22 protein-coding genes and 1 pseudogene are annotated in these 20,858 nt (G+C 33.5%); 12 read left to right on the top strand and 11 right to left on the bottom strand.

What is annotated here, in order from left to right; translation table 11 throughout:
* Nucleotides 1-6 precede the first annotated feature (6 nt).
* Both HHL20_RS05320 and HHL20_RS05315 read right to left on the bottom strand, forming a co-directional pair.
* Nucleotides 7-1,584 carry a T9SS type A sorting domain-containing protein gene (locus HHL20_RS05320; protein ID WP_169230131.1) on the bottom strand — a complete coding sequence of 526 codons (1,578 nt, stop codon included), beginning with the start codon at nt 1,582-1,584 and terminating at the stop codon, nt 7-9.
* Nucleotides 1,585-2,162: 578 nt separating this feature from the next.
* Complete coding sequence (locus HHL20_RS05315) at nt 2,163-2,417, bottom strand: hypothetical protein (RefSeq protein ID WP_169230130.1); 255 nt, start codon at nt 2,415-2,417, stop codon at nt 2,163-2,165.
* Between the two features lie 389 nt (nt 2,418-2,806).
* On the opposite strand from HHL20_RS05315, the pseudogene HHL20_RS05310 reads away from it, so the two are divergent.
* A pseudogene (locus HHL20_RS05310) lies at nt 2,807-3,686 on the top strand (IS1595 family transposase); the annotation flags it as partial.
* A gap of 99 nt (nt 3,687-3,785) precedes the next feature.
* Nucleotides 3,786-4,235, top strand: coding sequence for a hypothetical protein (locus HHL20_RS05305; RefSeq protein WP_169230129.1), 450 nt, complete (start codon nt 3,786-3,788; stop codon nt 4,233-4,235).
* A gap of 27 nt (nt 4,236-4,262) precedes the next feature.
* Here the strand turns inward: HHL20_RS05305 and HHL20_RS05300 are convergent, their stop codons facing one another.
* The 5 genes from HHL20_RS05300 to HHL20_RS05280 all read right to left on the bottom strand — a co-directional run bounded on the left by HHL20_RS05300 (nt 4,263) and on the right by HHL20_RS05280 (nt 7,389).
* A complete protein-coding gene (locus tag HHL20_RS05300; protein ID WP_169230128.1) occupies nt 4,263-4,508 on the bottom strand; it encodes a hypothetical protein in 246 nt (81 codons plus the stop codon).
* Between the two features lie 269 nt (nt 4,509-4,777).
* Nucleotides 4,778-4,966 carry a hypothetical protein gene (locus HHL20_RS05295; RefSeq protein ID WP_169230127.1) on the bottom strand — a complete coding sequence of 63 codons (189 nt, stop codon included), beginning with the start codon at nt 4,964-4,966 and terminating at the stop codon, nt 4,778-4,780.
* A 66-nt stretch (nt 4,967-5,032) separates the two neighbouring features.
* Entirely contained in the window at nt 5,033-5,368 is a 336-nt protein-coding gene (locus HHL20_RS05290; protein ID WP_169230126.1) for a hypothetical protein, read from the bottom strand.
* A gap of 331 nt (nt 5,369-5,699) precedes the next feature.
* Entirely contained in the window at nt 5,700-7,007 is a 1,308-nt protein-coding gene (locus HHL20_RS05285) for a hypothetical protein (protein ID WP_169230125.1), read from the bottom strand.
* A complete protein-coding gene (locus tag HHL20_RS05280) occupies nt 6,997-7,389 on the bottom strand; it encodes a hypothetical protein (RefSeq protein WP_169230124.1) in 393 nt (130 codons plus the stop codon). The genes HHL20_RS05285 and HHL20_RS05280 overlap by 11 nt, the downstream gene beginning before the upstream one ends.
* A 404-nt stretch (nt 7,390-7,793) precedes the next feature.
* Between HHL20_RS05280 and HHL20_RS05275 the strand changes: the two genes are divergently transcribed.
* Complete coding sequence (locus HHL20_RS05275; RefSeq protein WP_169230123.1) at nt 7,794-8,021, top strand: hypothetical protein; 228 nt, start codon at nt 7,794-7,796, stop codon at nt 8,019-8,021.
* A 7-nt stretch (nt 8,022-8,028) separates the two neighbouring features.
* Entirely contained in the window at nt 8,029-8,457 is a 429-nt protein-coding gene (locus HHL20_RS05270; RefSeq protein ID WP_169230122.1) for a hypothetical protein, read from the top strand.
* Nucleotides 8,458-8,787: 330 nt separating this feature from the next.
* On the opposite strand, the gene HHL20_RS05265 is transcribed toward HHL20_RS05270, so the two are convergent.
* Complete coding sequence (locus tag HHL20_RS05265; RefSeq protein ID WP_228463088.1) at nt 8,788-9,363, bottom strand: hypothetical protein; 576 nt, start codon at nt 9,361-9,363, stop codon at nt 8,788-8,790.
* 307 nt (nt 9,364-9,670) lie between these two features.
* On the opposite strand from HHL20_RS05265, the gene HHL20_RS05260 reads away from it, so the two are divergent.
* Entirely contained in the window at nt 9,671-10,369 is a 699-nt protein-coding gene (locus HHL20_RS05260) for a leucine-rich repeat domain-containing protein (protein WP_169230121.1), read from the top strand.
* Between the two features lie 365 nt (nt 10,370-10,734).
* Nucleotides 10,735-10,947 (top strand): hypothetical protein, encoded by a 213-nt coding sequence (locus HHL20_RS05255; RefSeq protein ID WP_169230120.1) that lies wholly within the window; start codon nt 10,735-10,737, stop codon nt 10,945-10,947.
* Nucleotides 10,948-11,230: 283 nt separating this feature from the next.
* Here the strand turns inward: HHL20_RS05255 and HHL20_RS05250 are convergent, their stop codons facing one another.
* Together HHL20_RS05250 and HHL20_RS05245 are read right to left on the bottom strand one after the other, a co-directional pair.
* On the bottom strand, nt 11,231-12,511 hold the full coding sequence (locus tag HHL20_RS05250; RefSeq protein WP_169230119.1) for a DUF3945 domain-containing protein: 1,281 nt from the start codon (nt 12,509-12,511) through the stop codon (nt 11,231-11,233).
* A 54-nt stretch (nt 12,512-12,565) separates the two neighbouring features.
* Nucleotides 12,566-13,024 carry a JAB domain-containing protein gene (locus HHL20_RS05245; RefSeq protein ID WP_169230118.1) on the bottom strand — a complete coding sequence of 153 codons (459 nt, stop codon included), beginning with the start codon at nt 13,022-13,024 and terminating at the stop codon, nt 12,566-12,568.
* Nucleotides 13,025-13,760: 736 nt separating this feature from the next.
* On the opposite strand from HHL20_RS05245, the gene HHL20_RS05240 reads away from it, so the two are divergent.
* The 5 genes from HHL20_RS05240 (at nt 13,761) to HHL20_RS05220 (ending at nt 17,707) form a co-directional block, all read left to right on the top strand.
* Nucleotides 13,761-14,330, top strand: a complete 570-nt coding sequence (locus HHL20_RS05240; RefSeq protein WP_169230117.1) for a DUF6624 domain-containing protein — start codon at nt 13,761-13,763, stop codon at nt 14,328-14,330.
* Between the two features lie 392 nt (nt 14,331-14,722).
* A complete protein-coding gene (locus HHL20_RS05235; RefSeq protein WP_169230116.1) occupies nt 14,723-15,586 on the top strand; it encodes an NAD(P)-dependent oxidoreductase in 864 nt (287 codons plus the stop codon).
* A 54-nt stretch (nt 15,587-15,640) separates the two neighbouring features.
* Nucleotides 15,641-16,501, top strand: coding sequence for a helix-turn-helix domain-containing protein (locus HHL20_RS05230; protein ID WP_169230115.1), 861 nt, complete (start codon nt 15,641-15,643; stop codon nt 16,499-16,501).
* A 110-nt stretch (nt 16,502-16,611) separates the two neighbouring features.
* Nucleotides 16,612-17,154, top strand: a complete 543-nt coding sequence (locus HHL20_RS05225; RefSeq protein ID WP_169230114.1) for a YbhB/YbcL family Raf kinase inhibitor-like protein — start codon at nt 16,612-16,614, stop codon at nt 17,152-17,154.
* Nucleotides 17,155-17,206: 52 nt separating this feature from the next.
* Nucleotides 17,207-17,707 carry a DinB family protein gene (locus tag HHL20_RS05220; protein ID WP_169230113.1) on the top strand — a complete coding sequence of 167 codons (501 nt, stop codon included), beginning with the start codon at nt 17,207-17,209 and terminating at the stop codon, nt 17,705-17,707.
* A 482-nt stretch (nt 17,708-18,189) separates the two neighbouring features.
* Here the strand turns inward: HHL20_RS05220 and HHL20_RS05215 are convergent, their stop codons facing one another.
* Entirely contained in the window at nt 18,190-19,065 is an 876-nt protein-coding gene (locus HHL20_RS05215; RefSeq protein WP_169230112.1) for a hypothetical protein, read from the bottom strand.
* Nucleotides 19,066-19,781: 716 nt separating this feature from the next.
* Here HHL20_RS05215 and HHL20_RS05210 point away from each other — a divergent pair.
* Nucleotides 19,782-20,834: a hypothetical protein gene (locus tag HHL20_RS05210; protein ID WP_169230111.1), complete on the top strand. Its 1,053-nt coding sequence runs from the start codon at nt 19,782-19,784 to the stop codon at nt 20,832-20,834.
* Nucleotides 20,835-20,858: the final 24 nt, after the last annotated feature.

The raw sequence follows: 20,858 nt of genomic DNA, 5'->3' as shown, positions 1-20,858 counted from the left end.
GTATTTTTATTTTTTGATAAGTTTAGCGTTTGCCGTTTTATTGGTAGCTGTTTTAATAGTGATGAGGTAAGCGCCCTGTATTAAAGGTTGGGTATTGATCTTGGTTACCTTATTGTTAGTTTTTAGACTTTGCAACTGTCTTCCTCCCATGTCGTACAGTACAATATCCGCTTCCCTGAAGTCGAACCCGATTTCGACATAGGTGTAATCTATTACCGGGTTCGGGTAAATCTTAATATCCTGCTTTTCGATCAGCTGGTCAATCTGCTTATCTCCCAGTTTTACAATTTTCCAGTTTTCTTTCCCCAATTCCTCTGCGCTGGTTCCCGCTAGAATTATGGATCCGTCTCTATTCAGCTTAATATCCGAAAGCCGTTCCTCTTTTTTTCTGGATTCGCCTTTTACATGTTTTCTCCACTGTTCTTCTCCTTTTTCATTCAGATAAAGCATCCAGAACGTTTCATCATCACTTTCTATTCTTCCTTCAGCCTGAGTATAACCTCCTAAAAGAATTCCTTTTGACGATTGATCATCTGAAGCATGCAGTACGCTCATTCCCATCAGCACATCCCGGTTCTTGAAGTTGTAGGATTTCTGCCAGATATCTTCCCCGCTTTCATTTAAAGAAATCAGCCACAGGTCAGTTCCTTCTTCAATACCCACGGTTTTATTTCCCGATCGTTCCGACCTTGATTCGCCGCCAATTAAATAACCTGTAGATGTTAAAGCCAGTGTTCTCAAATGGTCATCACCTTTCCCTCCGTAATTCTTTTCCCATTCTACTTTGCCTTCCTTATTAAGCTTAATGATCCAGTAATCGCCCTCACCGAAATTTTCGGTCTTCTTAGATCCTCCGGCATTGCTTCTGGAATACACTCCGAGCAATGCTCCGCCATCTTTCGTGGGAATCATCTTTTCTACTTCATCCAAACCTTTTCCTCCTAAAATAAGTTGCGATAATTCTTTTCCGTTTTTATCCAGTTTTACAATCAAAATATCTTTCGAACCGTAACCTTTTTCAGAATTTTGAATATTCCCCGCCACAAAGAATCCCATATCGGTCGTCTGGATCACTGCTCTGGCTTCTTCATCGGAATTGGTTCCGATTGTTTTCTGCCACAGTTCATCCCCAAACTCATTGATCCGGATCAGCCAGATATCCGAGCCTCCTTTGGAGCCTTCTTTTTTATCCAAACCCTTCGAGCTGAAAGACGTACCGGCCAAAATGAACCCGCCGTCTTGGGTATTGACGGTTGCCGATAGAAAATCGTGGTTCTGTCCTGAGAAATATTTTTCCAAGACTTCTTCTCCCTGCTGGTTGAGTTTAATTAAATGAAAATCATAGCCGTTATTCGGCTGCTGGCCGTTGGCTGCCGGCATATTGCTTTTGCCTCCGGCTTTCGAAATTTCACTTTCATGGCGGATGGAGCTTCCTGTTATCAAATATTGCTGGTCGATGGTGGTGGTAACCTGGGAAAGAAAATCCTGAGTAGAGGATTTGATGTCTTTCTGCCAGACTACTTCCTGGGCGGAAATGCCCAGAACGGAGCATAGGAATAATGCCCCTGAGTAGATTTTATTCATTCTTAATGTTTATTTTGAGTTGTTGATTATTAATTTTAAATCGCTGCAAAAATACTTCTTTTATATAATGTTTAGAAGAAATACAATATCAATTTAATATGAATTTCATAAGATGGAATATCCTGATATATCCATAATCATAATATCGTTTGCAAAACTATGATCCATTAACGACAAAACATGTTGTTTCATATATTGTATCACACAATATGCATTTAAAGATTTACAGGCATATGGGCATTTAGAAACAAGTTCTCTTAAGCAATTTAAAAGACTATTGATAGAGAAAATATTCAGCAATTCTGATCAGTATATCTCGAAATAGTTCCCAAAAGACCCATTATTTTTATCAGACCGAAAAATAATTATTTTCATTATCTCGGCAATGGCCTTTTTCAGTCAATGAAATTGAAGTGTACTTTTCGGATTATAGAGAGATCTCTGTAGCGCCAGCAACGAAAAATTAATGCTTTTAACGGTGCGTTAAAAGAAATTCGCACATCGCCTACCAACCACATTCATATTTGAAAAATAAAATCCTCGGCTTCCGGTTAAGGATTTTATTTTACCCCAGAGATTCAGCTATGTTCCCAAGCTTGATCGCAAGCCAGATGGGTAAAATACGATTTCTCCTCGGTTTTTGCTTCTTTTAAAATATCAGATTCAAACCGGATCTTCAGCTCCCAAGTATCCCATTTTCTCATCTTCTTCTGATAAGGGCTGAAACTACACTTAACTTCAAAGTACTGCTCTTTAGGGTCACCTGAAAATTCTACAATAATGCTTTTGGCATTCATCTGTACTTCTTCCCGTATCGTCGCTTTAAGTTTCATTGCCCATTTTTTCCAAAGCTATTGCGGTAATGAGACAAAAGGTGTCGTGTTTAGACTTTTTGTTCTGCATTCTTATTAAGCCTGTGGTCTGTTCCTCTGAAAGAATTTTATAAGATAATAATATACTAGTTAATACCAATAATTAAACAACATTTCAAAAATTAAACAGCATCAATCTTTTGATGCTGTCTTTTTTATCTAAAATCACTAAATAATAAAGAATATAATCAACTGAAAATCAAACTAAAAACAAGATAAAAATCATAAAAATTTGTTTCCCTGCATTGTTCTGCGTCGATCTTTTTTATTAAATTTATATATACTAATAAAATATGATAATTCACAGAGTAACAAAGCTTTTCAATCTTGGATTTACTGACCCTACAGATTCTATAATAAATATGATGGAATCATTTAATACAGAACAGAAATGTAGAGAATATCTTGAAGACTTACTTTGGTACAACGACCCAATATGTACTAATTGTTTAAGTGAAAGACCTGACCATTACAAATTAAAAAAGAATGGCGAATTCAATGGTATTTATAAATGCAAAGATTGTAGAATAAATTTTAATGTGAAAATTGGAACTATGTTTGAAAATTCAGCAATTCCACTAAGAAATGGTTCTATGCAATCTATATTTTCACCTCCCACAAAAAGGTATTAGTAGCCATCAACTTGCAAGAGATATTGGTGTAACTCAAAAAACTGCATGGTTCATGCTTTCAAGAATCAGACATTCATTACGTTCTGAAAAAGCTAAAAGTTTTAATGGTGACACTCAAGTGGATGAAACTTATATAGGTGGAAAAAATCATAAAAAATCCTGGCAAAAAAGAGTAGAAAATACCCAGGGTCGAAGTACTAAAACAAAAGCTGTTGTATTTGGTTTGCTTAGTAATGGAAAAGTATCCACAGAAATCGTTCCTAACACAAAAGGAAAAACTCTCACAACGATTATTAAAAACATGGTCAAAAGAGGTTCTATTGTGATTAGTGATGGTTGGAAAGGTTATTCAGAAGTACATAAGCATTATGAACATAAAAGTATACCTCATACTAGAGGTCAATATGTCAAAGATAATTCTCATACCAATAGTATTGAAGGATTCTGGAGTTTATTAAAGCGTGGAATTCTTGGTATCTATCATTCAGTCAGTCCAAAACATTTACAGCTTTACTGTGATGAATTTTCCTTTAGATACAATACCAAAGATTTCGACGAAGGTAATCGATTTAATTTTGCTTTTATACTGTGCATTTGAGGAACGACTTACTTATGAGGAATTGATAGCTTAACTTTTGATTTACCACATTAAAGAATCATCTTGATTATTTAATTAAACAATTTTAAAATTCAGATAATGTCTAAATTTTTATTGTTTTGTAAAAAAACAAGAGTATTTTTAAAGTATAAATTTTACCTATATCAACTTCGCTTATTAAAATTTTTGGGTAAATTTATTCCATATTTAAAAAAAATGGGCTATACAAAAGATCAGATTTTAGATAGGTTTAACAATGCTATTATTCCACGAATAAACAATTACTCTGAAAATAATTTTAATACAGACTATTCGGATTTTAAAAGATTTGATTATATAGAAAAGTCATGTGACGTTATATATCGTGTAAAATATAAAAAAACGATAGAATTTAATATTCTATTGATAATTGAACATGAAGAATTATCATTTGGACTAATTAATAAGAATAAAAATTATGAAATATATGAGCTTTATCATTATTTAAACAATATGAACGATACTGATAAAAGTTTTCTTATTGCTCTGATGAATCATATAAAAGAATAAATCCGGCATTGCCGGATTTTATTTCATTCACAATCCTAAAACTCCTTTAGAAGCACTTAAATAGTTTATAAACTCATCTGAATACTTATAGTAATTTTTATCTGAATCATTACGATCAGTCCAACCAAATAATTTATCACTTAAATCAACTTGTTTTTTATTCAAAAGATTAGCTAATTTTGTTAGAGTTGTCCATGCTGAAATATCAGTTTTAGATATTCTATTTCTTTGCATTCTATATAATCTCACATAATGATCTAATTTGGGAATCATAGTTATTGTTTGCTTTCTAATAGCTTCTCTCTGTTCAAACCAAATATCAAGTTATTTAAGATAATCTTGGTCTTTTTGCAAAAACCTACTTAATGATCCGTTACAAGAAATGTCATAATTTAGTTTTAATATATTTGTAACCCTTATCATCATATATTGTATATCCAAATTTTTTAGCAATTGCTATTCCTTTATTCGCAAAATTGCTTCTTCTTATTCTATCATAAATATCGTGTGATAAAAGATAGTACGAATTACTTTCAGAATTCTTAATTTAAAATCGAACCTTCTCCATCTTGACCATATTCTTTAAAAATTTTATCGGAAACTTCATTTTCAACAAATTTACCTTCTCTTGTTTCTCTTGCAATTGTTATGTATTTTGAAATTATATCATAAGTACCTTTAATTGTTGAAAAATTTGAAATTGTTTTTTCACCATCTTGAAAATATGCCATTCTTTTTGATTTATTTGCTGACTTAACAAATCCATCTTTGTATTTATATTCTTCCGAAAATGTTTTTTATTTTTCTAGCATTTCAGGATATTCTTTTACAACAGGTGGAATATATGATGATGATTTATTGGGATTATTCATATATTCATCATATGACTCTTTCGCTAATTTTTTGGAATTAAGAAATAAATCATAATCATAGGTTGGTACTTTTCCTTTGACAAAGGTATAATCATCAATTTCTTTAGTTGTAATGAGTTTTATATCATTTTCATTAATTTTTACTTTACTGACGACTTCATCATCGATTATAAGTTTTTCTTGTCCCGATAAAGAGAGACTTGTTAGCATCAAAATAGAACATGATGCCACTGTTTTGAATGTAGAGAATTCAAATTTCATTGTGTGGTAATTTAAGGTTTAACATAAAAAATAAAGCGTGGACATTGTACCACGTCAACCTTAGGATTACCACACCCTAAAAAACAATGATACAAGCCACGCCAAAACTGGCGTACCTTATACACATTATTTGTCTTTTCTATTGGTGAAGTAAAAAATTACTTCGTTGTGGTAATTTTAGGTTGACAATAATGCAAAAAGCACGATTTATTTTACATTCCTTTAGGAATGGTTTTTATTTTTAATAATACAAATATATAAAAAAGATTTAAGGCTGAAAAACGCAAAACCCTCTATTTTAGAGGGTTTTGCATATGAAATATTTTCATACTTATTTATTAATAATATATTCGTATATGATATTTATTAACTTTTTGATCTCTTCATCAATCTTTTCACTTTGAATTTGAACATCAAATACATTACCATCATATTCAGTCTTTATAAACACTTTATTATTTACATTTTCAAAAGTTACAACTAGTTCAAGATTAGAATCTATTTTATTATATCCTCTATCTATAAAATCTTTAGCATGTAAAATAATATTAGTTTTTTGCTCATTATTAAACAAAGTATTTTCTAAATTTATTGTTTTCTTCTTTTTATTCTTATCAATAATTGTCAGCATATTAATTACACTGAAATCTTGCGGTTGTTCAGGTCTTTCTATGCTTGTAATTATCCTATTAGCAATACTTCTATTATTTAAAGCTAAATCCTTGTACTTTTCAGAATTCGTTTTTTTTATTTGAATATTGAATTTATTATTATCAATTATATTTAATATAGGTTTAAAAATCTTTAGCCTCTCTTCATCATTATAAGTTGTCAAAATTTCATCTAATTCATTATTATCCATATCATCGTCCAAAACTATATCTTTAAACTTCCAACCTACATTTTCAACCCAATACTTAACATCCTTATCTTCGATTTTAGTAGTTAATATATCATCTACTGATAAACCTATTTCAAAACTTCCAAAATCGAATTCTACTGCCCTTAGGTCAGTATATGGTAATGCCATTTTATAAATTTTTGAAAGTACCTTGTCATCAGCTATTTTATTTGAAAAAGTTTTAAGAAAATCGATTTTTAAGAAGTTTTTGAATGATGATGACAAATTACTTAACAAAACATTTGAAAGATCATTCAATCCAATTGTATCACCATATAATTTATTTTCAGAGGAAAACTTAACGAAAAAAGCATTTTTTCTAAGACTTTGTAAATAAGGTTTATTATAAATTTGGTTTAATTTTTCAAAATAATATGAACTTTCTGAAGGAAGGTATTCAATATAAGAATCATTGCTTGGAAAATACTCTTCTTTAATCTGGTCAGTATACAAAAATTGAGTATCAATTATATGTCCTTCAAAATCTTCTTCTATTTGATGTACTAAGTCATTCTCAAGTATTAAGTTTTTGAGAGAAATTTTCCTAGATAAATAATCATATATGTTTTTATCTTCAACCTCGAACAAAAGAAAAATATCTGAAGTCTCTCTGTTATCAACTAAATATAAAAAATAATTTTTCTTATTTAATTTCAAATGAGATAATATTACCTCATCAAAATAAATAAGATCTTCTACTTTTTCAAACTTTGATAAGTCAAATTTATTATTTTTCATCTTCAAGCATTTCAGTCATTTTAAACTTATTTGGTAAATCAAACTCTATCAATGGGAAAAAAGTAAAATGATTTAAATTTTTTCCTGATTGATATTTAATGCCATCATCATCTTTAATAACACATTCAGCAATAGCATTATATCTCTTTTGCATTCCTATAGATACATTCTTCAATGCTTCTAGAGCTGAATTTTTAGTTTTATATGTAGAAAGCCCCCATGCATTACAAGTATTTGCATACTTAGGCTTAAATCCATAATAATCAAATGATTTATCTAATGAATTGGTATTTATCCATCTGAATAATTTAATTTCTCCTTTATAATTTTCAGAAGGGCAGTTGTTAATTTTATCAATGTAATCTTGGTTAACTAGTTTCATATTTATGATATCCTCTGTAAAACTTCACAAATATACACTTATAAATCAATTACAAAATAACATTTATAATACGACAAAACTAGTCGTATTATATTTTAAAATTAAACAAAAGAATTATTAAATAGATTAGTCATTTTTTTCTATTGTTGTTTCATCTACATTTTCTTCAACTAAAACATTTTCTTCCTTATCCTCAGTTGTAGTTTTCTCCGTATTTTCTTGAACAAGAAGAGTTGAATTTTCTAAATTTTCTGCTATAAATTCTTTAATGATTTCATAATAATTAAAATTTAGAATGTATATACAACTTCACAAATCATTAACAATATATTAAAAAAGTATATTAAATATGATATTGTATTAGATTTATTTTGTATTTTTATTTAAAACTAAATTATATAATCATGGCAAAAATACCACAAAACCATAGAAAAGCATGGTCGCAAAATGACATTCAAAAATTACAAAACTTAGCTAATAAAAATACGCCAACTGGTTTAATAGCCCATCAATTAGGGCGTTCAACAGGTTCAATTAGTAGTCAGGCGAATAAACAAAATATCTCTTTAAAACCAACAAATAAATCTCCTTACGATAGGAAGGTTTCTGAAGCTAAAAAGAATATCAAATAAACTACTTATGAGTATCGTAATAAATTTTACACTTGCCAATTCAATTATTTCAAATGATAGTTTATTGAATTTTATAACCAGTCAAGAAACTAATGCCCAAATTTATAAATTAACACCTCCTAGTGAAAAGCAAATATCTGCTGCTACAGATTGGAAGGCTATAGTAGGGACGGTAGCAGATGGCTTGACTATTTTGACATCACTTTGGACTTTTTATTCTGAATTTATTAAGCCAAAGAAAACAGAAGAAAGTAATTCTGGAATTTATATCACTATTCAAGTTGATAATAGTATAAATGATATTTGGATTGGTAATGATATTAATTCAAAAGAAGAATTAATTGCAAAATATAAGGATAGCGTAAAAGCATTGAAGATCGAACCAGCTAAAAATTATGAAATAGAAGATTCTACAATTTGGAAAAAAATAAAATAAATAAAAAACAGCATTAAAAATTAATGCTGTTTTTATTTTGGTAACTTAATGCTCTGTAAATCTTCAAATGTTTTCATAAATTTAAATTGATTAAACAAATATTAGAATCAAATATTAGAATGTATCAAAAATAAAAACAGCACCGACAGATTGGCAATGTCTAAATTTTGAAATGTTGTTTAATTAATTTGGTATTAACTAGTATATTATTATCTTTTATAAATATATCTGGCATCTTTAGGATTTATAGCTGGGTTATCTTTATTTCTCATTTGATCGAATAAGATGCTTTTTCTGATATTCATGTAATACATCATATAGATCAATAATTTAATCTTTATATAAAGCAAGCCTTATCTGGTCAAAACCTTCTCTCCCCTTAAAACGGAAAAGATAAGCGTTTAAGTTTTTATTTTTCCATTTTACATCATCTCTTACTGTTTCCTCTTTAGATTTTTCAAAATCTTCGGATTTAACAAAAATCGGATTACCCATTTTTTCTGATAGAAATATCTTAATCTCTTCAAATTTATCTGTGAAGATTTCTCGACGCGTGTCAATTTTTTCGTTATAATTCCATTCATACAATTTAAGTTTAACATCTTCTTTTGTATCGGAGAAATAATCAACTTTTAAAATAAAATTGTTAGGAGGTCTTTCGAAAGTAATAGGGTTTTCAAATTTATGATTGCTGAAGTAAGGATAAATATTTTCGCTTACTGCCCAAAAATATCCCAGTGACTTATCTTTTGATTTTTCGGAAGTTTCGTCCTTCTTTATTTCAGACATCTTTGGGAACTCCAAATTAATTTCTTTTTCTACTTTTATGGTTTTGTCTTGATAAACAGAACAACTATTTAATAAAAGGCTTATAATTAATAACAAACAAAAGCTTTGATTCATCATTTTTCTAAAAACAATATTATTTTGAAGGGCGCGGAGGCGGCAGATATTCTTATTTCGCATTTGGCTTACAATATTTTATTAGATTTCCTTGATCAATCAACTCTAAATTTTGTAAATCTTTGATTGTATAAACAAAACCTTTTGGTAATCATTGCCATGATCATGTGGTGGCTTTAAATTATTGTGAATATAATTAATTTATTGTTTAATTCAAATTTTGCTAGTAGGAAGAAAAAGAAAGTTAAATGAAAGAAAAATTTAAATTACCTTTGAAATGTTTTGTTCGTTAAATATTCATCTAAAGCTAATGACTAAAATTATATACACCCTCGCAGTTATACTATCCGTCAACATCTCTGCACAAGAAATTCCCATTAAAGACAATAATCTCAAAACTGCTTTATTACAGCAATTCGATCAAAACCATAATGGAAAACTGGAGGTTTCAGAAATAAATACAGTAACCGAACTGAAACTTGACGAAAAAAATATTTCAGATGTAAGCGGTCTTGAACACTTTCAGAGTTTGACAAAACTTAATCTGCGAAAGAATAATATTTCAGATTTTACCCTTATAAACAAACTTACCAAGCTTGAAAATCTTTATATAGGTGACAACAATAAAATTGCAGTTCTGAACCTAATGGGCCTGGTTAATTTGAAAGGAATTTATGCTTTCAGATTGGGACTAACCAAAATACAGTTAAACTCACAAAATATAGAATACATCTATTTACAGGATAATTTATTTACCGACTTTGACGCCGGGGAGTTTCCTGCACTTCACACACTTAATCTTGAAGGATGCAAATATCTTTTCAACGTAGATCTATCAAAAAATAAAAAGTTGGTACAATTATATTTACTAGGAACATCAATGAAGGAACTGGATATTTCTAATAACAAAATCCTGAAAACATTTTACATAGAAGATTATGTAAAACTTATTAAATCGGCAGACCAGGAAGCGACGGTACGTGCTCCTATTATTACTACTGTAAAATAAATATCTTTAGATAAACTAAGCACAATGGTACCTTTATAATAGAAGGTTTAAAAAAATGAACTAGAATTTGTAAGACACAATGAAATAACAAGTTGTATTCCGATACCTTATCGTAGACCAGTAGGTACAAGGATTTCCCGCCACTTTTTACTTTCATTCACGAAAATTCATTTCTTTCACATCAGCTTAATCAAAAACAACCGGAGAAAAATGATACTCCTCTCCTATTGAGATTACCTATTTAATTTTGGCGCCAGCTAAAAAATGCCGTAAACGAAGCATTATCAAGTCTGTTACGCATTATTGAAGGGCCGCAGAGAACAGGAGTAACACAGACCATTCTTAATATTATTGCCCATGCGTTAATGAACGATCAGCGTGTGGAGGTGGTTTCCGGCAACAATTCGGCAACCCGGAATGGCTTTGAAAAGCCGGAAAAGAACGTAATCTCTTTTATCGCAACGCCTTTCGGAAGAATATCAAATAAAGATGATGTTTCCAAAATGATAAAAAACGTAAGTAATATCTACAGCGAATTTTCATTAAGGCAGTTTATCGGGTCAGCTTTCAAACGCTAAAAAGCAGATTCATTAATCAAATTTCCCGCAACCTTTTTTCAAAAACATGGGAAAGCCCGACCGCCAATGTTTTAGAAATAGGGTTGCTCCAAACGCCGCAAAAATGCGTTTCCGACCAAAGGGAGGAATTGCATTTTTGCCCCCGATTTTCCTCCAGCCAATACTTTTAAAACGCAAACAAAGCAACCTGCCAAGTCAACTGACTTCGCAGGTTGTTGTAAAAGATTATATTCAAATTAACCTACTCCCTTACTTCGGACTTCTCCGAAACATTTACGGCCTCCTATTTTTTATTAGGATTCTTAAATGAGAATACTATGCTCCCTATTGATTTATCAAAACTCATATACCCCTGATAGGTCTTTCCTTTTCTACTCACCAATCCTTTGATATAGGCGGTCTCTCCTGCCTTTAACTTCTCCATCTGCCACCTGCGAAGCTTAATTCCTCTGAAATATGCAGGAACTTCCCTTTCAGAATGCGGTAGTCCGCTAAAACCGGAGCTTCTAAACTTATTCTCAAACAAAAATTCCACCCACTGCCTATCCGTATTGAACTGCACGGTTGCAGAAAAGCGCTTTCCTTTCTTCGATACCATATTTTCAACAAACAAAGATTTTCCCTCAAGGAGCACCTTTTTCTGTTCCCAATCCAATCTCACCCCGCAAAGCACCTCAGGAATCCGCACAAATTCCATTCTCAAAGAAATCAGTTCATTGGTCAGCCTGTCCAAGCTTATTAGCGAAGGAGTGATCTCGCCCGTAACTGTATCAATAAGATCCACTACCCGTCCCATATTCCCCGAAGTCAAAAGATTGACCCTATCCTCTTTTGTAAACTTATGCCCCTCAAACTTCTTCCTGAAATCTACTTTCTTACCAACGCGGTGTACCTTCACCATCAATTCTCCATCATCACCGATCCTCAACTGCAAACGTGCATCAATCTTACTTACCGTTGCCCCATCATTAAAAAGTACCGGAATCAGCATCGGTGTTTTATAGCCTTTCAAGAGCGCATCCAAAACCCCGATTTCTTCCAACTTCTCGCGATCAAGACCACTTTCAGCCATCTTCTCCCAAGGAACATCTTCGATCTGATAGCGGTATTGAGAACGGTTACTGATCAAAGACAAACCGTTGCCATAAACATTCTTCACCGCAAAAGAATCTCTTTCAGCAGACTTCTTATTTCTGACATGATCAACCGCCTCAATAGAAACTTCATACGCTTTAAGATCATGTCTTTCATCATCCGATGAATCATTGATAAACTCCTGTAAACCTTTCGCTGTTTTGTGCGCCTCAAATTCCCTGACTTTAAAAAATGAATATTCGGAGGGATCTTTGAGCTGATTGTAAAAATCTGAATAGAAGTCCGTAAAAGACTGTTCCGCTGAATCGACACGAATAACTGTATCGACTTTGTTGCTGTCAGGCTTCACATCAATAAGAGCTCCGGACGGATTGACCGCCTGAACAATTCCGACAGAGTTATTACGATGACGAAGTACCAATAAAGTACTGACTTCTGAAAGTGCTGTGTAATTGCTAATGGTGTTCATGTTGAATATTTTTAGATTTTAATATGTTGGTTGTACTTACTTTGGCTTATGATACTATTTTGATTGTATTACATCAACCCCCTCGTCCGCAAACGAGAAATACGCATCCGACGTCAGGATCACATGATCCAGCAGGCAAATATTGAGAATCTTCCCCGCCTCTTTGATCTGGGAAGTCATCTTAATGTCACATGAGGAAGGTTTCAAATTTCCTGAAGGATGGTTATGAGCAACAATGAGCGCCGTCGCATTGCATAACAGGGCCGCCTGCATCACGATCCTCACATCCACCAGCGTCGAAGAAATCCCGCATTCCGAGACCTTCTTGATGCCCAGCACCTTATTCGCCTGGTTCAGGTACAATGCAAAGAACGATTCCCTGTAATCCATCTCATCCGCGTCAAAATGCGCCCTGAATACATCTACCGCATCCCGTGATGTCGATATCGACCGCTCACAATTACCTTTTCTTGAATAGCTTAATTTGATTTCGTTGACAATATTGAATTTCATCTGAATTGCTCCGTGTGCGGCGGAGACCTGTTTTTCCCGCACCTGCTGTTAAAAAACCCTGCAGATTGCAGCTTGAAGGAAATCTTGACTTTCTTATTTTTACCGAAGGATATCACTTGATCTAAAGACCGTATCATACATTTTAAGATGGTATGATATCATCTACAGATGGATAAGACATCTGATATAATCGTTCTTTTATCATGTAAGATATACGGACTGATACCAAGGGTAATCATAAGGATCAAAATTTCAATGAACTGCATTTGCATCTTGTGAGGTTTCTGACTTTTCTATGCGGATCAACACATTCAGGCAGTCCCAATGAAAACCGGAATCAATTCCAAAAGAAACAATAAGAAGTCACCTTGATGAAGGCCTGAAATCTTTTTGCGGAGGCTCCGTGATCTCCGGCCACGGATACCCAAAAAGATTTTTTTCAGCAGGGATAACTGAATAGATTTGCTACAGAAAATCACGAAGCGATCAAATAGCCAGATGACAGCTGAGATTTGCCATGTATCCTGTAATCAAACAGTATATGCTGGTGCATACATTTGATATATTTTGCACAGAAATAGATAGTTCTGAAAAACTGATTTGCTATTTAGAAGCTGAAGTCTCAGAATCATATGAATATCGTACGCAACATTGGCCAAGTCGAATATGGCAAGATTATTTATAACGTGTGGTAAATAATTATCTCAATATTTGTACATTAGTATAAAGTAGGCAAATGAATCAAAATAACATCACCGAACGATTGCTTCGTCTGGCAAAAAATGATCTTGCTGTAAGAGAACGGCTGCTGAATACTAATCAATTAAACGGTGGCTACCATCCTGAAATGGAAGCGGTGCATAGAGCCAATGCAGCAGAACTGAAACAAATAATCAATGAGATAGGATTCCCCGGAATCTCTAAGGTAGGAAGAGAAGCTAATGAGGCAGCCTGGCTGATCGCCCAACACGATATTGCCGAGCCCGCTTTTATGAGGTCATTTTTTGAGATGATGACTGAAAACGAGTGGGATATCAAAAAAAAGCATTGGGCTTACCTTTATGACAGGATTCAGTATTTTCAGGGCAAACCTCAGCGATTTGGAACCCAGCTTAATGCAGATGGTAGTATATATCCGGTTATTGATGAACAGCAATTGAACACCCTACGAGTGGAATATGGACTACCCATTATTTCTTCTGATGATTTGAACCGTACTGCCAAAGTCGAAGATATCGAGCGTATCGAAAATGAAAACCCTGATTACGTGATATGGCGAGATGGCGTTGGCTGGAAATCAGATTAGTATCGGCATTGACGTACTTCCTATAAGAAAAACAAACAACATAAATAAGTGCGATGCTATATGAATCATAGAACTGATAGAGGTTAGTCGCTAGCGACTTCAATTTGAATATATTTATTTTATTGAAAATCCCTTTCTTCACCTCAGTCATTTATACTTTCACAATTTCGTTCTAGATATGACGGAGTTCGATTTTATGTTACTTTTTTAAAATTTCAATTAAAACACAATATTTCGAGTTGTTTGATATCAATAAATATAACCATTCCTGAACTTCCGGCAACACTTTTCGAACGTCCGGCATTCTATTCCATCAAATAAAACATCTATCTTTACTGTTGGCTTATTTAAGCTGACAGGCAAAAAAATAAAGAATAATACTTAAAGATAAAATGGCAATGAATATAGGATGGATCGGTTTAGGAACGATGGGAAAACCAATGGTCAGAAGACTATTAGAGCAAAATTATCATGTTACGGTTTATAACCGCACAATTGAGCAATCAACTGAGCTGGTAGATTTAGGCGCAACAGCAGTAAGAACCCCCGTAGAGGTCATATCCAAAAGCGACTGTATTTTTATTATGGTTTCTGATGATCAAGCTGTACAGGAGATTTTTTCAGGCCCGGACGGATTGCTTAAAGGAGAACTTTCAGGAAAAGTATTCGTCAATATGAGCACAGTATCGCCGGGTATCAACAGATCCCTTGCGGAAATTGTAAATGAAAAGGGCGCAACACTTATCGATGCTCCGGTATCGGGAAGCGTTATGCAGGCCGAACAGGGACAGCTGGTCATTCTGGGCGGAGGAGACGAGAAAGTGTTTGACGAGATAGCCCCTGTTTTTGATATGCTGGGAAAAATGTCAATATACGTTGGACCGTCAGGTTCCGGGAATGAATTGAAGCTCATCATCAACAGTCTGCTGGCCATTTTTACGCAGGGATTCGCAGAAGCGGTATTGGCAACGGAGTCTAAAGGTATCAAACTGGATAAGTTTTTGACCCTGCTTAATAACAGCGCCCTTTCCAATATCTTTTTAAAAGCCAAGGGCGATATCCTCACCAGCGGAAATTTTAATGCAGCCTTTGCACTCAAGCATCTTGCCAAAGACCTTGATCTTGCAAAACAGGAGAATATTCTCAGGGATATGGGAAACCTCGCATTACAGGAATTTCAATCAGCAGCCGTTCATTATGGTAATCAGGATGTGATTGCAGTCAAGAAGTCTTTGGATGAACACACCCCATCATGACAAATTTGTAATTCAAAAAGATCCGTTTAATTAGAAATATAACTCTCTCTTGTTATGGAAGAACTCGTATTACCACAGGGCTTAAGTTCTCAGAATGATGATGAAAGGAAGGTGTTTGCATGTTCTTATGAATCTAAAAAACCGAGCATCAAATCCCGCATCATTTTGGACTGGCATCTATTCAGTTTCCTGTTGGAAGGTGAAAAGGTGGTCAGCTATGCATCCGGAACGCAAGGTATTGACAATACTTCATTCTTTTTTCTGCCTTATGGTAATTGCCTTATGAGTGAGAAACTGGCTCAGGACGGGCAGTATAAAAGTATCCTGCTGTTTGTAAGCACAGAAGTCTTCAAAGACTTCTTTAACAGTTATCCGGCATCAAAAAATTCTAATGTAAAGAGTTATCATCAGCTTGAAGTAGAACCAAGATCAATTAAGAAAGATGCTTATATCGACAACTTTATTTCCAATCTGCAGATTGCTCTGAGCAACCAAAATTTAAATACTGACCATGTTCTGCGTCTGAAGTTTGAAGAGCTTATGATGTACCTTTTACAGGACAAGTCCCTGCTTCCCTACTTCAAATCATTATGCGAAGAATGGGATGAAGATGCATTGATCAGAAAGATCGTAAATATCCATATGGACACTGGCGTGACCGTGGAAGAACTGGCGTTTCTCTGTAACATGAGCATCTCCACATTCAAAAGAAAGTTCACCAAGATCTTCAATGATGCTCCCAAACAGTGGTTTTTCAAGTCCCGAATGCAGAAGGCTGCTAAACTTCTGAAACAGCAAGGATTAAAAGCCAGTGAGATCTACGAAGATCTGGGCTACGAAAACCTTTCAAGCTTTGTACAGGCATTTAAAAAAATATATGGCGTTACCCCTAAGCAATACCAACTCTCAGAATGAGCTTCCAGCAACACTTTTTGGATCGTTAGCTCAATAAGATCACGAATTTAGGTCTGTAACTTTGTTAAGTGTTAATAACAAGACATTTAACAAATTAAAACAGATCAAAAATGAGAACAACATTCTTAACATTCATGATGGCTGTTATCGCCACAACAGCCACATTCGCCCAAACATTTACACTTAAAAGCAGAGAACTGGGTGGACAGTTTACCAACAAGCACTATCTTAACGGGATGGGCTATACCGGAGAGAATAAATCTCCGGAACTTTATTGGGAAAATACTCCTGAAGGAACAAAAAGCTTCGCCGTGACCATGTATGACCTCGATGCGCCTATAGGAAGTGGTTTCTGGCACTGGGTGGTCTTCAACATTCCTGCAAATGTTACCGAGCTGAAGTCTGACGCCGGAAATATTTCCAACAAGCTGATGCCTGGACAGGCCGTCCAGAGCAACACGGATATGGGAACGCCCGGATATGCGGGAGCAGCGCCAAATGATGGTCCGGCCCATAGATATCTAATTACTGTTTATGCTTTAAATAAAACATTGGATCTGGATAAAAATGCCACACCGGCCTCTGTAGGATTCAATATGTTCTTTTCTACCATTCAGAAAGCATCCATCATCGTTTACGGACAAAAAAAATAAGTTATGCTAAATGCGCAACAACTTGCTTTTAATCCATATAAAAATTTAAGAAATGACAAAAAAGTATTTTACAGCATTAGTCAATTACAACAATTGGACTGATGCAATGATTATGGAATGGTTAAATCAGATCAGTGAAGAGCAATGGGTGCAGCCTATTTCAAGTAGCTTTAGCGGTGTCAGAGAAACAGCTGTTCATATGGTCAGCGCAAAAAAAATATGGATTGACTTTTGGAACAAAGAAACTGATCCGGTGTATTTTTCTAAGACGTTTCAAGGCACCAGGGAGGATCTGATAAAAGTTTGGGAAAGATCATCGGTCGACTTACAAATGGTTATTGAAAACTATCCGGAAGAAGAATATATGGATCCTATAACGTTTATATATCCTAACGGAAAACAGGGCCAGATGATATTTTGGGAAACATTTCTGCACTTCATCAACCATGCCACCTATCATCGTGGACAATTGGTTACGCTACTAAGACAAACAGGGTTTACCAACTTTTCTAATACAGATCTCGCAACTTATTTTATCAACACAGGTATTTAACGGCTAATCACAAACTGGTGCAAACAAATGCATAGTACTCATTTTGGTTAGAATAACTATTGTTCTGAATGGTTAATTATGATATTTTTACTTTTAGCAATGAAGCTATTGTCCATCCGCGGATATTTTGATGTACTGTTCTATACTCTAAACATATAACAAATCTTAGTTAGCACCTGATAAATTATCACTTGAAATGATTTTGAGAATAGCGATTTTCCTATTGTCGCTGAGCAATATAAGATTATATACTAATATTCAGAATATCTGTAAAACTTTCTGAACGCTAAAGGAGTAAAGCCAGACATTTTTTTAAAAAGATTATTAAAATGGGCTGGCTCCCCGAAATAAGTAGGTAAGCTATCGTTGACATGTCATTGCTGGTATATCTCAGTAAATATTTAGCTTCTTCTATCCTTCTTTGTAAAATCATACTTTTAGGTGAGGGGAAGCTCCAAATCCAAACTGTTGATCCATTTGGATTATACTTTTATACATTCTATTGCAATATTCCTCGCTTTGTCTGCCCTGTTTCCTTCACTATCACTACTGTTCCCAAAATGTCTGTAATTGATGCCGGGCTCTAGGTAGTCAATTATTAATAATTCGTTTGTGTCGGTATCATAAACACTGCACTCAATAGTATAATGTTCTTTTGTCATGTCTGCATTGTAACTGAAGTATAAATAATCCCATTGGTCATAATGAGCGGTTACGCTGTTTTCTTTCCTATAGATGTCGCGCCAATTAGTACTCTGGGATTTATATTCAATAGGAATATCTGTTTTATTAATGAACTTAATATTGGTATGCAGTACGTTTAATTCTTTTCCGAAATTTTGTTTCGAAATGTAAAAATGAAAGCTCCTTCCATCTAGTTTGCCGAATTCAAAACCATTGAACATAGTTGGTAATTTGTGTCCAATAAGTCTATCGATGCTGTCATATAGACTTGTTTCATAATACAAATAATAGTATTCATTGGCTTGTAATGTTTCGCTTTCAAATTCTTTTATAGTAACAGTATAAGGTCCATTACCAACAAAGTATTGCTTTCTTACATCGCCATTATCATGTATGTCGCATCTGATTTCTATCTCTTGATTTTCTTGATTTTCTTGAGCTACATTCAATTTAATTAATAAATTGCTCATATTGTCAAAATAGTATTCAACAAATCCATTGTTAATGGTTGCTATCCGATTTGCTATTGATACTATTTCTCGGTCGGTGAGCAGAACGACATTAGTGTCGTTTTGATGTTTGAAGGAGTCTATTAGATCTACAAATTGATTTTGCGTAGGAATGTCTCCTTTTTCAAAAAATGTTTTTAATGTATTTTTATCTCTTATAGCCATTGTGTTGTTTTTGTATTTGTTTATAAATTTGTTTTAGTTTCATGGATTTTTTTTGAAACTGCCATACTATTCTTGTTTTTCACAGTTCAAAATTCATTGTTTTTTTATTCTTGTGAAAGTTTTTTGAGCGCTTTAGTCTGTAGTTGCAGTAGCTTTATTTCATTAAAAATCTATTGATTTACAGTTTGGTTCCAAGGCCAAAATTCATTGTTTTTTTATTCTTGTGAAAGTTTTCAGCCTTCTCTATTCGGTAGTTGCAGTCACTTAATGCAAGAGTATTGACATGACGACACCTGTTTCAAACTGGAATATTTCAGCCAGTAATGTCAATTACAGAAAAAAATGATAATGTACAAGACGAAATGATAAAATACCAAATATAGATTCTATAATTAATTCATCTATAGCAAAATATAATTTGTAAATATTGTGGAAGCGATTAAATTTTTCGAGTAAAAACTTTAGGAATTAAATGCTATATTTACGTTCCAAACCTGATAACGATGAAGCGTACAGAGACTTTATTTTTATTTCTTATATCATTCCTGATCTTTGGGCAGAAAAAACAATTTCTTTATGAATATAAATTCACTCCTGACGATAAACCAATATGGGAACAACAATATCTGAGTTTATACCCAATTGTGAGTATACTGAAATACAAAAAATTAATGTGTAAAGGAAGATTCTCATGAATTCGCAAATTAAATAAACAGATGAATAATAATACAGAAGAAAACTTTGACTTAAAGAGGTTGCGAATGGTATATGGTTATCATGACAAAGCCACGGAAATAAAAATTTTAAATACCGATTTTGAATTGAGTAAGGAATTTCAGAACACATTTCCAAAAATGACAGCGTTGATCAATACCGCACGAGTATTGAACTTAGAAATAGATCAAGAGCCGCATACACTTTTCTCATGGACTCATAAAGGCAAAAGTTGTGGTTGGCTAAGTGTTTTTAAAGATGTTAGGGATCAGGAGTTAGACATTATAGACGAACACCAGCTGGTGTTGAGTCAAATAGGTGGCATTGCTACTGATTATGGTTATTTTAACCATAATTTTTTTTTACTACAACAATTTATTTTTACAAAATATCGATGTACGAAAGGTTTTGGTGATTGGGGAATAGATTATGAATTAGCTTGTACGAAAAATAATATTCCATTGCAGGATAGGATAAATCATGAAGAGTTAATAGTTTTTGCTAGTGCATACAGAGGAAAGCTTACAGCATATAATCCTCTGACCAAAGAAATCCTGCAATTTATTCCTAATGATCAAAATTACCCACGGGGTGAATACGGGTATTGCAGGGAAAAAGTGGCGAATCAACCCGATGATACTTTCTATACTATTAAAGGTGTCAGATATTTTAGAGATTTTGTAGAACATCTTGCAGAGGAATGCTGGAAGGTTATTTTTTCTACCTATAATAAAGTTCACAAAATTTTAGAAGATAAACAATTGGACGAAGCAAAAGCAATAGCTGGAAGCCTAGTTGACAAAGTTGAAAGAGGTTCAGTAGAAAACATTATTGGAGAATTTTACTTTTACCAAGAGGACTACAAAACAGCATTAGACTATTATGTAATGGCATACAACAATGGATATTCTATCGATAACATTGTTGATTATAATATTTGGGAAGTATGTGAGTTGCTAATGGAAAAAGATAACGATAAGATAAAATGGTCGCAGTATTACTTGAGCCTTTACCCTGATGGTAGATATACAGAAGATGCAAAAATTAATATATAAAGCAAAGAATGGATCTACAATTTA

This window comes from Chryseobacterium cheonjiense (assembly GCF_012927265.1).
GTDB lineage: Bacteria > Bacteroidota > Bacteroidia > Flavobacteriales > Weeksellaceae > Chryseobacterium > Chryseobacterium cheonjiense.
This window is presented reverse-complemented; position numbering and strand designations above follow the sequence as displayed.

What these genes read in the sequence shown, in the direction of transcription:
- HHL20_RS05320 (WP_169230131.1), bottom strand. Translation starts at nt 1,584, where the DNA reads ATGAATAAAATCTACTCAGGGGCATTATTCCTATGCTCCGTTCTGGGC.
- HHL20_RS05315 (WP_169230130.1), bottom strand. Translation starts at nt 2,417, where the DNA reads ATGAAACTTAAAGCGACGATACGGGAAGAAGTACAGATGAATGCCAAA.
- HHL20_RS05305 (WP_169230129.1), top strand. Translation starts at nt 3,786, where the DNA reads ATGTCTAAATTTTTATTGTTTTGTAAAAAAACAAGAGTATTTTTAAAG.
- HHL20_RS05300 (WP_169230128.1), bottom strand. Translation starts at nt 4,508, where the DNA reads ATGATTCCCAAATTAGATCATTATGTGAGATTATATAGAATGCAAAGA.
- HHL20_RS05295 (WP_169230127.1), bottom strand. Translation starts at nt 4,966, where the DNA reads ATGGCATATTTTCAAGATGGTGAAAAAACAATTTCAAATTTTTCAACA.
- HHL20_RS05290 (WP_169230126.1), bottom strand. Translation starts at nt 5,368, where the DNA reads ATGAAATTTGAATTCTCTACATTCAAAACAGTGGCATCATGTTCTATT.
- HHL20_RS05285 (WP_169230125.1), bottom strand. Translation starts at nt 7,007, where the DNA reads ATGAAAAATAATAAATTTGACTTATCAAAGTTTGAAAAAGTAGAAGAT.
- HHL20_RS05280 (WP_169230124.1), bottom strand. Translation starts at nt 7,389, where the DNA reads ATGAAACTAGTTAACCAAGATTACATTGATAAAATTAACAACTGCCCT.
- HHL20_RS05275 (WP_169230123.1), top strand. Translation starts at nt 7,794, where the DNA reads ATGGCAAAAATACCACAAAACCATAGAAAAGCATGGTCGCAAAATGAC.
- HHL20_RS05270 (WP_169230122.1), top strand. Translation starts at nt 8,029, where the DNA reads ATGAGTATCGTAATAAATTTTACACTTGCCAATTCAATTATTTCAAAT.
- HHL20_RS05265 (WP_228463088.1), bottom strand. Translation starts at nt 9,363, where the DNA reads ATGATGAATCAAAGCTTTTGTTTGTTATTAATTATAAGCCTTTTATTA.
- HHL20_RS05260 (WP_169230121.1), top strand. Translation starts at nt 9,671, where the DNA reads ATGACTAAAATTATATACACCCTCGCAGTTATACTATCCGTCAACATC.
- HHL20_RS05255 (WP_169230120.1), top strand. Translation starts at nt 10,735, where the DNA reads ATGAACGATCAGCGTGTGGAGGTGGTTTCCGGCAACAATTCGGCAACC.
- HHL20_RS05250 (WP_169230119.1), bottom strand. Translation starts at nt 12,511, where the DNA reads ATGAACACCATTAGCAATTACACAGCACTTTCAGAAGTCAGTACTTTA.
- HHL20_RS05245 (WP_169230118.1), bottom strand. Translation starts at nt 13,024, where the DNA reads ATGAAATTCAATATTGTCAACGAAATCAAATTAAGCTATTCAAGAAAA.
- HHL20_RS05240 (WP_169230117.1), top strand. Translation starts at nt 13,761, where the DNA reads ATGAATCAAAATAACATCACCGAACGATTGCTTCGTCTGGCAAAAAAT.
- HHL20_RS05235 (WP_169230116.1), top strand. Translation starts at nt 14,723, where the DNA reads ATGGCAATGAATATAGGATGGATCGGTTTAGGAACGATGGGAAAACCA.
- HHL20_RS05230 (WP_169230115.1), top strand. Translation starts at nt 15,641, where the DNA reads ATGGAAGAACTCGTATTACCACAGGGCTTAAGTTCTCAGAATGATGAT.
- HHL20_RS05225 (WP_169230114.1), top strand. Translation starts at nt 16,612, where the DNA reads ATGAGAACAACATTCTTAACATTCATGATGGCTGTTATCGCCACAACA.
- HHL20_RS05220 (WP_169230113.1), top strand. Translation starts at nt 17,207, where the DNA reads ATGACAAAAAAGTATTTTACAGCATTAGTCAATTACAACAATTGGACT.
- HHL20_RS05215 (WP_169230112.1), bottom strand. Translation starts at nt 19,065, where the DNA reads ATGGCTATAAGAGATAAAAATACATTAAAAACATTTTTTGAAAAAGGA.
- HHL20_RS05210 (WP_169230111.1), top strand. Translation starts at nt 19,782, where the DNA reads ATGAATAATAATACAGAAGAAAACTTTGACTTAAAGAGGTTGCGAATG.